Raw genomic sequence first — 11,247 nt, 5'->3', positions numbered from 1 at the left:
GTCATCTCCTACCGGGCCCGGTCCGCGGTCCGCGCAGGGTCCCCCACCGCTCGATGGACTTGCTCCAGGCGTCCTGCTGCCCGACGTCGTACCCGAGGGCGCGCGCGGCGTCGCGGACACCGACGGCCGGGCCGGTGAGCCGACCGCCGACCGGCACGACGTCGTCCCCGCGCACCGCCCGCCGCCCGCCAGCGACCTCGACGAGATCCCCGACCAGGTGATCGACCTCGCCGACCGGTTCCTGCGCCTGCCCCGGCACCTCGGCATCCACTCCGGCGGCATGGTCATGTGCGACCGGCCCGTCATCGAGGTCTGCCCGGTCGAGTGGGCGCGCATGGAGGGCCGCACCGTCCTGCAGTGGGACAAGGACGACTGCGCCGACGCCGGACTCGTGAAGTTCGACCTGCTGGGCCTCGGCATGCTCACGGCCCTGCGGCTGGCGTTCGACGAGGTGGTCCGGCACGGCGGCCCCCGCCTGGACCTGCACGGCCTGCCCGACGAGGACCCGCTCGTCTACGACCTGCTGTGCGCGGCGGACACCGTCGGCGTGTTCCAGGTCGAGTCGCGGGCCCAGATGGGCACCCTGCCGCGCCTGCAGCCGCGGAGCTTCTACGGCATCGTCGTCGAGGTCGCGCTCATCCGGCCCGGGCCCATCCAGGGCGGGTCGGTGCACCCCTACATCGAGCGGTACCAGGGGCGGCAGGCCATCACCTACCCGCACCCGAAGCTCGAGAAGTCCCTGCAGCGCACCCTCGGCGTGCCGCTGTTCCAGGAGCAGCTCATGCAGATGGCCATCGACGTCGCGGACTTCACGCCCGCCGAGGCCGACCAGCTCCGCCGGGCCATGGGCTCGAAGCGCAGCGTCGAGAAGATGGAGGCGCTGCGTGCCCGGCTGATGACCGGCATGGCCCGCAACGGCCTGCCGGAGGAGGTCCGCGAGGAGGTCTTCGAGAAGCTCAAGGCCTTCGCCGACTTCGGGTTCCCCGAGTCGCACGCCTACTCCTTCGCCTTCCTGGTCTACGCCAGCGCGTGGCTCAAGGTGCACCACCCCGCCGCGTTCTACGCCGGGCTGCTCGCCGCGCAGCCCATGGGGTTCTACTCGCCGCAGTCCCTGGTCGCCGACGCCCGCCGGCACGGCATCGAGGTGCTGCGCCCCGACGTGCAGCGGTCGGGTGTGCAGGCCGTCGTCGAGCGCGTGGCGCCCGAGCCGCCCGGCGGGGAGCCGCTCCTGGAGCCCCGGCCGTCCGGCACCGCGCCCGTGCCGCCGGTGCCGCCCGTGCCATCGACGCCCGGTGCGCGCCCGGACCGCGGCGACGCCCCGGCACGGTCGCTGGCCGTGCGCGTCGGGCTGGCGTCGGTCCGGAACGTGGGGGAGAAGGTGGCCGAGCGGCTGGTGGCGGAGCGCGACGCGCACGGGCCGTTCGCCGACCTGCGGGACCTCGTGCGGCGCGTCGAGCTCAGCACCACCCAGCTCGAGGCGCTCGCCACCGGCGGCGCGCTGGAGTCCCTCGGCGTGACGCGGCGGGAGGCGCTGTGGGCGGCGGGGGCGCTCGCCCAGGAGGGGCCGGACACCCTGCCGGGGGTCTCCGTCGGCGTGCGCGCCCCGACCCTGCCCGGGATGAGCCCCGTCGAGCTCGCCGTCGCCGACGTGTGGGCCACCGGCGTCACCGTCGACTCCTACCCGACCCAGTACGTGCGCGACGGGCTGGACGCCGCCGGGGTGCTGCGCGTCGAGCAGGCGTTCCGGCACGAGGCCGGCCGGCGCGTCGCCGTGGCGGGGGTCGTCACTCACCGCCAGCGGCCGGGCACGGCGGGAGGCGTCACGTTCCTGTCCCTGGAGGACGAGACCGGGCTGCTCAACATCGTGTGCAGCACCGGGCTGTGGCAGCGGTTCCGGAAGGTCGCCCGCACGTCCCGGGCGCTCGTGGTGCGCGGGCGGCTGGAACGGGCCGACGGGGCCACCAACCTCGTCGCCGAGCACCTGACCCCGATGTCGCTCAAGGTCGCCACGACGTCCCGGGACTTCCAGTGACGGGCACCGGCGCCGCTCAGGACGGGCGCGGCTGCGACCGCCCTACACTGCGACGATGCCCCTCCTCGGCCCACTCGTCGCCTACCTCCCCACCCCGCGCGGCCCCGAGGGCGACGTGCGCACCGAGCCGCTCGAGGAGCTCGCGGACCGCGCGATCCGGGCCGGCGCCTCAGGGATCGCCGTGCTCGGCAGCACCGGCGGGTACCCCTACCTCACCGCGCCGGAGCGGACGCGCGTGGTCGAGGCGGCCGTCGCCGTCGCCGACGGCCGGGTGCCGGTCGTCGCCGGCGTCGGGGCGTTCACCACCGACGAGGTCCTCATGCACACGATCGTCGCCGAGCGCGCCGGGGTCGCGGCCGTGCTGCTGCCGACGCTCGCCTACCTGCCGCTCACCGAAGCCGAGGTGCTGGACCTGGTCGAGGAGGTCGCCGACGCCGCGCAGGTCCCGGTGTGGATCTACCACAACCCCGTGAGCACGAGCTTCCGCTACTCCGTGGACGCCCTCGCCCGCGCGGCGGCCGTCCCCGGCGTCGGCGGCGTGAAGGACCGGGGGAGCGACGCCGCCGAGCTGCGCGACCGGGTCCGAGCGCTCACCGCCACTGTCCCCGAGCACGTCGAGATCGGCTGCAGCGGCGACGTCCTCGGCGTCGTGGGCCTGCTCGCCGGAGCGCGCACCTGGCACTCCGGCCTGGCCAGCGTGCTGCCCGACTGGTACGTCGCCGTCGCGACGGCGGCAGCGCAGGGCCGCGCCGACGACGCGGGCGCGCTGATGTCCCGGCTCGCGCCGTTCGCCGAGCGCGTCGCCGCGCTGGGTGGCCCGCGTGCCGTGCACGCCGTCGCGCGGCTCGTCGGCGTCGACGTCGGCGTCCTGCCGGCACCGCTGCGCCCCGTCGACCGTGACGGCGTCGCGGCGCTCGACGAGGCGTTGACCACGCTCGGGACGCCCACGGCCTAGCAGCCCCTCGCGCCGACGGCCAGGGCCACGCCGCCCGTCCGTCAGCCCGGCACCACCGCCGCGATCGCGCTCACCTCGATGAGCGCCCCGGGCACCCCGAGCCCCGCGACCCGCGCGGCCGACACCAGCGGCGGCGCCCCGGGTCCGGCGAGCCGCGGTGCGATCGCCCCGTACGCCGCACCGAGGTCGGCGTCCTGGACGAGCAGCACGGTCCACTGCACGACGTCCGCGAGCGTCGCACCCGCGGCCTCCAGGGCGGTGGCGGCGTTCTCGATCGCGCGGACGGACTGCTCGGCGACGTCGTCCGAGACGACCGCCCCCGTGGCGTCGACGCCGTTCTGGCCGCCGACGTAGATGGTCGTCGCACCTGCAGGCACGACGGCGACATGGCTGAACGCCGGGCTCTGGACGAGCCCGGCCGGCTGCAGTCGAGTGATCTCCATCACGCCACCGTTCCACGCACCCCTGACACGCACCAGGTGCCGTCTCCCGGCACCGGCACCCCCGGGGCACGACCCTTCAGGCCCCCGCTGCCGCGCCGTCCTCGTCGACGGGCTCCACGTCCTCCGTGGCCTCCTCGGGGTCCATCGGCGGGTCCAGCTGGTGGAACCGCGAGTAGATCGCCCAGGCCACGGAGACGAGCGGCACGGCGATGACCGCGCCGAGGATCCCGGCGGTCAGGGTGCCACCGGCGACGGCGAGGGCGACGACGACCGGGTGCAGGGACACCTGCTTGCCCATGACCATCGGCTGCAGGACGTGGCCCTCGAACTGACCGATCAGCGCGATCCCGGCTCCCACGAGCGCCGCCTGCAGCGGGCCGTTGGCCGCGAGGGCCACGATCATCGCGATGACCATGGCGGCGGGGGCGCCGATCAGGGGGATGAAGGCGCCGATCAGCACCAGGACGGCCAGCGGCGCGGCGAGCGGCACCCCGATGATCGAGAGCAGGACGAACGCGAGCAGCCCGTCGGTGACGGCGATGATGACGATGCCCCGCGTGTACCCGGAGAACGTGTACCAACCGGCCCCGCCGGCGGTCTTCCAGGAGTCGCGCGCCGACGTGGGGAGCTGGTTGACGAACCAGGTCCACATCTCCGACCCGCGCGCGAGGAAGAACACCGCGCAGAAGACCGCCAGCGCCAGGGCGGTGAACACCTCGACGACCGACCCGGCCGACTCGGCCGCCTGCCCGGCGAGGTCGCCTGCGTGCTGCTGCACCCACTCGCGGCCGGTGTCGATCCACTCGGCGATCTGCTCGTTGGTGATCGACACGGGCAGCGGGCCGTGCTCGAGCCAGTCGACGATCTGGTCGATGCCGTCGCCGAACTGCTCGGACAGGTTCTGCCACTGGTTCGCGACCGAGTAGCCGACGTAGAACACCATGCCGGCCAGCACCAGGAAGCCCGACAGGAGCCCGAGCGCGGTCGCGAGCCCCCGCGGCATGACGCGGGCGTAGAGGTCCACGACGGGCCGGAGCACGGCGGTGAACACGAACCCGATGAACACGGCGACGAACAGCAGCTGCACCTGCGCGGTCCCGTAGAACACGACGCCGACGCCGGCGAGCAGCACGAGCAGCCGCCACGTCACGCCCGCGGACGTGCGCAGCCACCGGGGGACGCCGTCGTCGCTGCCGGGCCCGGGTGCACCCCGTCGCTGACCGGCGACCCGGCGCGGTGCGGCGCCCACCGGGGCCGTCGGCCGTCCCGTGCCCGTGCGGTCGGACCCGTACCGGTCGGCGCCCACGTTCTGGTCAGCCATCCGCGCACCACCTCCGGGCCGTTCACGTCTCCCGCGGGCTCACGGCGCCCGGGGTCGTCGCCAGTCTGCTCTCACCTGCGGATGCATGCTCGGGCGCCACTCCGTGCTAAGTTCTCTTCCGCACCTGACGGGTCGTCGGGGCGCCGGTGTGCGCCTCGGAGGACGGTCGGGAGACACCCTGTCCGGGTGGCGGAATGGCAGACGCGCTAGCTTGAGGTGCTAGTGCCCGAAAGGGCGTGGGGGTTCAAGTCCCCCTCCGGACACTCGTTGAGACAGCGACGAACGAACCCCCGGTCCGCGGAGACGCAGACCGGGGGTTCGCTCGTTCCGGCTCTCCAGAGGGCGGTGCGTCCCGGGGCTCGCGCTGCCGCGGGGCGACCGCGACGATGGTCGCGTGCCTCGTGCGGAGCGGGTCGTCGACCTGCCCGGGGCGTCGGTGTGCGCCGACGTCACGGGCCCGCCGGGCGCGCCGGTGCTGCTGCTGGCGCACGGCGCCGCGTGCTCGCTCGACGCGTGGCCGGACGGGCTGGTCGAGCGGCTCGCGCGGGACCGTCGCGTGATCCGGTTCGACTGGCGGGACACGGGCAGGTCGACCACGTGGCCGCTGGGGCACCCCGGCTACGGGCTGCCGGACCTGGTGGGCGACGTCGTCGGGCTCCTGGACGCGGAGGGCGTCGCCGGGGCGCACCTGGTCGGGCTGTCGATGGGCGGGTCCGTCGCGCAGCTCCTCGCGCTGGACCACCCCGGCCGCGTGCTGAGCCTCACGCTGCTCAGCTGCACGCCGGGTGCGCCGGGCCAGGAGGCGGACGACCTGCCGGGTCCCGCGGCCGACGCGTTCGCCGCCGGGCCGCCGGAGCCCGACTGGTCCGACCCGGCCGCCGTGGTGGCGTACCTCGTGGAGGAGGAGCGGGCGTATCAGCGGGGCGGTTTCGAGGCCGACGTGCAGCAGGACGTGACCCAGCGGACGGTCGCCCGCGCGACCGACCTGCGCGCGCGGACGAACCACTACGTCATGGCTCCCGGCCCGGTCTGGCGCCACCGGCTGGGCGGGATCGCCGCGCCGGCGCTGGTCGTGCACGGCGACGACGACCCGTTCTTCCCGCTGCCGCACGGGCGCGCGCTCGCCGCGGAGATCCCCCGCGCGGACCTCCTCGTCGTCCCGGACGCGGGCCACGGGGTGCCGCCCCGGCGGGCCTGGCCGGTGCTCGTCGACCGGTTGCTCGCGCACACGCGCGCGACGGCCTGACCCGCCACGTCGAGCGTCAGGCCCCGGCCTCGTCCCGGCAGGCGGCCACGATCGCCGCACCGCGCGCGACGAGCGCGGCACGCACCTCCGGCGGCCCCAGCACCTCGACGTCCGGGACCCAGCCGGCGAGCTGGCGGGCGAGCATGTCCGCGGTGTCCGCGGTCACGTCCAGCGGCACGGTCGGGGCGTCGTCCGGCCCGGCGTCGCCGTCCGGGGCGGGGACCGTCGTGACGTGCCGTGCCCCGAGCGCCGCGCGCAGCGGCCCCACCAGCGCGCGCGGCGCCCGCACCCGCGCCGACACCGCGCCGCGCCGCTGCTCGACCTCCGTCACGACGCGGTCCCACTCCCCGGCGAGGTCGAGGTCGCCGGGGACCTCGGCGGAGCCGTCGGCTCCCGCGTCCACCGCGGTCATGCGGTCCACGCGGAACGTCCGGCGCCCGCGGGCGGTCCCGGCGACCAGGTACCAGACGCCCGCCTTGTCGACCAGGCCCCACGGCGAGGCCTCGCGCAGCCGGGTGCCTGCGGCAGGGTCGTCCGCGTGATCGCCACGCCGCGTCGCGCCCGCGTACCGGAACCGCACCAGGCGGCGGGCGGCGATCGCCTCCTGGAGGACGGGCAGGGCGTCCGGCGCGTGCACCGGCGCCCGGCCCCAGCCCGCCGGGTCGACGGCGACGGCCGCGGCGGCCCGTTCAGCGGCGTCGCGGAACGGCGCGGGGAGCGCGCGCGTGAGCTTGCGGAGCGCTGCGCGGGCGTCGGGCGACGCGGCCGCCGCCGGCCCGAGGAGCGTGAACAGGGCGAGCGTCTCGGGTGCCGTGAGCCCGGACAGGTCCGTGCGCGCGCCGCCGAGCAGCCGCCAGCCGCCGCCCCGGCCGCGCTCCGCGTAGACGGGCAGGCCCGCGGCGGAGAGCGCGTCGAGGTCGCGGCGGGCAGTGGACACCGACGTCTCGAGCTCGTCCGCGAGCTCCCGGGCGGTGACGGACCCGCGCCGCTGGAGGACCAGGAGAGTGGCGACCAGCCGGTCTGCGCGCATGACGCCATCGTCGCGCAGAAAGTGCTCAGAAGGTGAGCGCTTTGGCGGCGCAGCATGGTCACGGGTCGCAGACGGTGGCCCGTGAAGCGCGAGGGAGAAGCACATGCTGCAGGGGATGGCGACGTCGAACTTCCAGGCGGCGGACCTCGGGGCCGCCCGGGCCTGGTACACCGAGCTCTTCGGGCAGGAGCCGTACTTCGTGCGGGACGGGTACCTGGAGTGGCGGATCGGGCGGGACGGCGACGAGTTCGGGGTGGTCGACGCCCGGTACGTCCCCGGCGCGGCGGAGCGCACCCCCGGCGGGCAGTACACCTACTGGGCGGTGGACGACGTGGACGAGGCGGTCGCGCGGCTCCTGGACCGGGGCGCGCACGTGCACGAGCCCCCGACGACCCGGGGCGAGGGGTGGCGCACCGCCGCGGTGGTGGACCCGTTCGGGAACGTGCTGGGGGTGATGACGAACCCGCACTGGGCCGGCACGGAGGCCTGACTCGGAGGCCTGACGCGGGGCCCGACGCGGGCCCGACGCGCGCCCGACGGGGAGGGCCGTCCGGACGGGGGCGGCCCGGCGACACCGCCGTCCGGGGGTCAGCAGTTCGGGCGAACCTGGGCCCCGCCCCGCGTGGGCCTCGCGTCACCGGGCGCTTCACCCGCCGGACCAGCACAAACGGGGCAAACCGGACGCTACGGTCCGCATCGACCGATGCCGACCCGGCGACGACCGGCGACGACGCCCCCCCGGAGGACACCGTGCACACCCGGCTGATCGCCCTGACCGAGGTGACCGACCCCGACGCGCGGGCGTGGCGGCGGCTCGCGGACTCCGCCGCCGAGCCGAACGTCTACCTGGACCCGCGGTTCCTGCTGCCCGCGCGGCACCGCGGGCGGGAGGCTGCGGACCTGCGCCTCGTCGTGGTGCAGGAGCGCGGGGAGTGGCTGGCGGTGCTCGCCGTCACGACGAAGGCGGTCGCGCCCGGCGTGCCGGTCCGCGCGGCGACGACCGGCGGGGCGTTCATGACCACCCACTCCGACCGCCACCACCCCCTGGTGCGGGCGGGCCGCGAGGTCGACGCCCTGCAGGCGCTGCTGACCGGCCTGCGCCCGCTCGGGCTGCCCGGGCTCGTGCAGCTGCAGCACTTCCCGGCCGACGGGCCGCTCGCCGACGCCCTCACCGAGGTGATCGGGCGCGCGTCGATGCTCGTGCACGAGCGCAGCCGGTCGGTGTCGGCGTTCGCCTCCCGCGCGGGCGTCGCCGTCGACCGGCGCGTGCCGCCGGCGGCCGGTCCCGTGGTCGACCCGCCGCTCGCGTGCGACCACATGGGCGCCGGTCGCCGCAAGGACGTGGGCCGCCGCGCCCGTGCCCTCGCGCGGGCGGCGGGCGGCGACCTGGAGCTGCACGACGTGAGCGCGGACACCGACGCGGAGCGGGACTTCGTCGCGCTGCAGGCGGCGGGGTGGAAGGGCGACGCGGCGCAGGGCGGCGCCGCGCTGCGCCTCGACCCGGTGGCCCACCGGTGGTTCCACGACGTCGTGTCGGGGTTCCGCCGGTCCGGCGACGCGCTGGTGCTCCGGCTCGCGGCCGGCGGCGAGACGCTGTGGATGGGGTACAGCCTGCGGTCGGGCGGCGCGTACTTCGGCTTCCTCGACGCGTACGCCGAGCAGCACGCACGGTTCAGCCCCGGCGCGATCGGCCGGCTCGCGGAGATGACGCACGTGTTCGCCGCCACGGACGCGGACGTGCTGGACCCCGCGTTCGACGCCCGGTACGTCACCGGTGGCCAGACCTACCCGGACCGCCGCGAGCACGTCGACCTGCTGGTGTCGACGCGCGGCCTGGTGTCCCGCACCGCGGTCCGGGCCGCGCCGGTGGCCCAGCGGTTCGGCCTCGGCGCCCGGGCGGTCGTCGCGCCGCTCGTGCCCGCGTACTCGGAGGAGCTCGACCGGGTGCTCGCGCTCGCGCAGGTCGTCGCCTGACCCCGTCGAGGTCACCTGGCGCGGTCACGGACCCCCTCGCGTCTCACCTACGCTGTCCGGCGATGATCACTCGTGCCGAAGGGGCGTACCTGGGCGCTGTCCGGGCGTTCCAGAACCCCATGCTGGACCTGCTCCACAAGCGGCACGCCCCCCTCGTCGTGTCGCTGCTGTCGCTGGTGTTCACCGCGGAGCGCCCCACCGTGCCGGTGGCCGACGCGCACACGGAGGTCGCCGACGCGCTCGACCAGCTACGGGCCGCGGGCCACGGGGACGAGCTGCCGGTCGGCACCGCGCGCGACCTGTGCCGCCAGTGGGCCGACGCGGGCTGGCTGGTGCGGCAGGTGCTGGACGACGACGTCGAGGTGTACCAGCTGTCCGCGCACGCCGTCGGTGCGCTGGAGGTCGCGGGCCGGGCCGGCGGCGGGCGCGCCCGGGTGTCGCAGTCGCGGGTGCGGACCCTGCTCGACGCGGTGGAGCGGCTGGCGGAGGACGCCGACCCCGACGTGCTCGTGCGGATGGCGCGGCTCGACGCCGAGATCGCCCGGCTGCAGGCCGAGCTCGACCGGGTGCAGCGGACCGGGGCGGTCGAGCCCGTCGACGAGGAGACCCTGCTGGAGGAGGCGGAGAACGTCCTGCACCTCGTGCGGGAGCTGCCCGCGGACTTCGCCCGCGTCGCCGAGTCGATCAAGGCGATGCAGCGCGACGTGGTCACGGCCCTGCGGCAGGACGAGCGCCCGACCGGCGACGTGCTGCGCGAGTACCTGGAGCGCGGCGAGCACGTGATGGAGTCGACCACCGAGGGGCGCGCGTTCGCCGGCGCGCTGCGGCTGATCGGCGACCCGCAGCGGCTGGACGGGCTGTCCAGCCAGCTGGGCGTGGTGCTGCGGCACCGGTTCACGCGGCGGCTGCCCGCGCAGCAGCGCACCGAGCTGCGGGAGATCGGCCGGCGCATCGAGCAGGGCCTGGAGCAGGTGTTCGCGGCGCAGCGCGAGGCGTCGTACGTCATCACCGCGCAGGTCCGCAACCACGACCCGCTGCGCGACCGGCAGGTGGACGACCTGCTGCGCGACGTGATGAGCGGCCTGCAGGCGTGGATGCCGCGCTCGCGGCGCGGGCAGGCGGTCGAGCCGCTGCGCCGGCTGCCCGTCGCAGAGGTCGACCACCTGCGCCAGACCGCCGGCGACCTGCGCCCCGCCGAGCCGCCGGACCCGCTCGCCGAGTGGGGCGACGAGGACCTGGACGGCGCGGACGAGGCGCTCGCGTGGGGCGGCCCGCACTATGCCGACCTGGGCGCACACCTCGCGCGGCACGGCGACCCGGACGGCACCGTCGACGTGGCGGCGGCGTTCAACGCGGCCCCGGTGGCGCTCCGGCGGCCGGTGGACCTGCTCGGGCTGCTGGAGATCGCGCACCAGCGGGGCATGACGGAGACCGACGAGGTCGCGTTCGTCGACGCGGTGCGCCCCGACGGGACACGCCGCCGGTTCGCGTTCGGCGCGGTCACCACACTCACGGACGACCTGGACGACACGGGCGAAGGACGAGGGCGATGACGGACACCACCACGACGGACCTGGGGACCGCGACGGACCCCGGAGCCGCGACGGCCGACCTCGAGGGCTTCATCGACCCGGTGTCGATGGAGGAGGACCCCGCCGAGCTGTTCGCGGGGGACTCCGGCACGCTCGACGCCGACGTGCGCCGGGTGCTCGTCCGGCTGCTGCAGCGGCGGTTCCTGCTGGCCGACCGGAACCGGGCCCAGTGGCGCACGCTGCTGGACAACCAGCAGGTCATCGAGTCCCGCCTGCACGACCTGTTCGTGCACCTCGTGGTCGACCACGAGCGCGGCGTCGCCTACAAGCGGCAGGTCCGGTCCGCAGAGCTGGACGTCCCGGTGCTGCTGCGCGACGAGGCGTACTCCCGCGCCGAGACGCTCGTGCTGGTGCACCTGCGCACCGTGTTCCAGCGCGTGCGCGGCGCGGGGGAGACGTCCGCCCGCGTCGACGTCGAGGAGATCGAGCAGACCGCGCTCACGTACTTCGACCCCGAGGACACCAACGTGGCCGCCCGGCAGCGGGAGATCCGCGCCGCCGTGACGCGTCTGGCCAAGGAGGGCATCGTCGAGGAGGAGTCCGAGGGGCGCTACCGCATCACCCCGCTGGTCGAGGTGGTGCTGAGCAACGAGCGCCTCGGGGAGCTGCGCGAGTGGCTGCGGGAGCAGGTGCGCACGGGCGGGTCGCCGGTGC

General features: G+C 75.9%; 9 protein-coding genes, 1 tRNA gene and 1 pseudogene. 8 read left to right on the top strand and 3 right to left on the bottom strand.

Features of this window, described 5'->3' with window-relative positions:
• Together KJP73_RS13280 and KJP73_RS13275 are read left to right on the top strand one after the other, a co-directional pair.
• Positions 1 to 2,032: OB-fold nucleic acid binding domain-containing protein (locus KJP73_RS13280; protein WP_249669373.1), on the top strand; the 2,032-nt coding region annotated here is incomplete at its 5' end.
• A gap of 55 nt (positions 2,033 to 2,087) precedes the next feature.
• Complete coding sequence (locus tag KJP73_RS13275) at positions 2,088 to 2,987, top strand: dihydrodipicolinate synthase family protein (protein ID WP_213283342.1); 900 nt, start codon at positions 2,088 to 2,090, stop codon at positions 2,985 to 2,987.
• A gap of 41 nt (positions 2,988 to 3,028) precedes the next feature.
• On the opposite strand, the gene KJP73_RS13270 is transcribed toward KJP73_RS13275, so the two are convergent.
• Both KJP73_RS13270 and KJP73_RS13265 read right to left on the bottom strand, forming a co-directional pair.
• A complete protein-coding gene (locus KJP73_RS13270; protein WP_213283341.1) occupies positions 3,029 to 3,430 on the bottom strand; it encodes a RidA family protein in 402 nt (133 codons plus the stop codon).
• Between the two features lie 76 nt (positions 3,431 to 3,506).
• The gene (locus KJP73_RS13265; protein WP_213283340.1) at positions 3,507 to 4,751 is read right to left on the bottom strand and encodes an AI-2E family transporter; all 1,245 of its coding nucleotides are present in this window, start codon (positions 4,749 to 4,751) and stop codon (positions 3,507 to 3,509) included.
• A gap of 180 nt (positions 4,752 to 4,931) precedes the next feature.
• On the opposite strand from KJP73_RS13265, the gene KJP73_RS13260 reads away from it, so the two are divergent.
• Positions 4,932 to 5,014: transfer RNA gene (locus KJP73_RS13260), tRNA-Leu, on the top strand.
• A 131-nt stretch (positions 5,015 to 5,145) separates the two neighbouring features.
• Positions 5,146 to 5,997, top strand: coding sequence for an alpha/beta fold hydrolase (locus KJP73_RS13255; RefSeq protein WP_213283339.1), 852 nt, complete (start codon positions 5,146 to 5,148; stop codon positions 5,995 to 5,997).
• Between the two features lie 16 nt (positions 5,998 to 6,013).
• Here KJP73_RS13255 and KJP73_RS13250 read toward each other — a convergent pair whose 3' ends face one another.
• Positions 6,014 to 7,027, bottom strand: coding sequence for a helix-turn-helix transcriptional regulator (locus KJP73_RS13250; protein WP_213283338.1), 1,014 nt, complete (start codon positions 7,025 to 7,027; stop codon positions 6,014 to 6,016).
• Between the two features lie 103 nt (positions 7,028 to 7,130).
• Between KJP73_RS13250 and KJP73_RS13245 the strand changes: the two genes are divergently transcribed.
• From KJP73_RS13245 to KJP73_RS19310, 4 genes and pseudogenes are all read left to right on the top strand, one after another.
• On the top strand, positions 7,131 to 7,517 hold the full coding sequence (locus KJP73_RS13245; RefSeq protein WP_213283337.1) for a VOC family protein: 387 nt from the start codon (positions 7,131 to 7,133) through the stop codon (positions 7,515 to 7,517).
• Positions 7,518 to 7,777: 260 nt separating this feature from the next.
• Entirely contained in the window at positions 7,778 to 9,001 is a 1,224-nt protein-coding gene (locus KJP73_RS13240) for a GNAT family N-acetyltransferase (RefSeq protein WP_213283336.1), read from the top strand.
• A 62-nt stretch (positions 9,002 to 9,063) separates the two neighbouring features.
• Complete coding sequence (locus KJP73_RS13235) at positions 9,064 to 10,554, top strand: DUF3375 domain-containing protein (RefSeq protein ID WP_213283335.1); 1,491 nt, start codon at positions 9,064 to 9,066, stop codon at positions 10,552 to 10,554.
• A pseudogene (locus tag KJP73_RS19310) lies at positions 10,551 to 11,231 on the top strand (DUF4194 domain-containing protein); the annotation flags it as partial. The gene KJP73_RS13235 and the pseudogene KJP73_RS19310, both read left to right, overlap by 4 nt.
• Positions 11,232 to 11,247: the final 16 nt, after the last annotated feature.

The organism is Cellulomonas hominis (assembly GCF_901521055.1).
Classification (GTDB): domain Bacteria; phylum Actinomycetota; class Actinomycetes; order Actinomycetales; family Cellulomonadaceae; genus Cellulomonas; species Cellulomonas endometrii.
The sequence above is the reverse complement of the archived record's forward strand: the minus strand, read 5'-3'. Positions and strand labels throughout refer to the sequence as shown.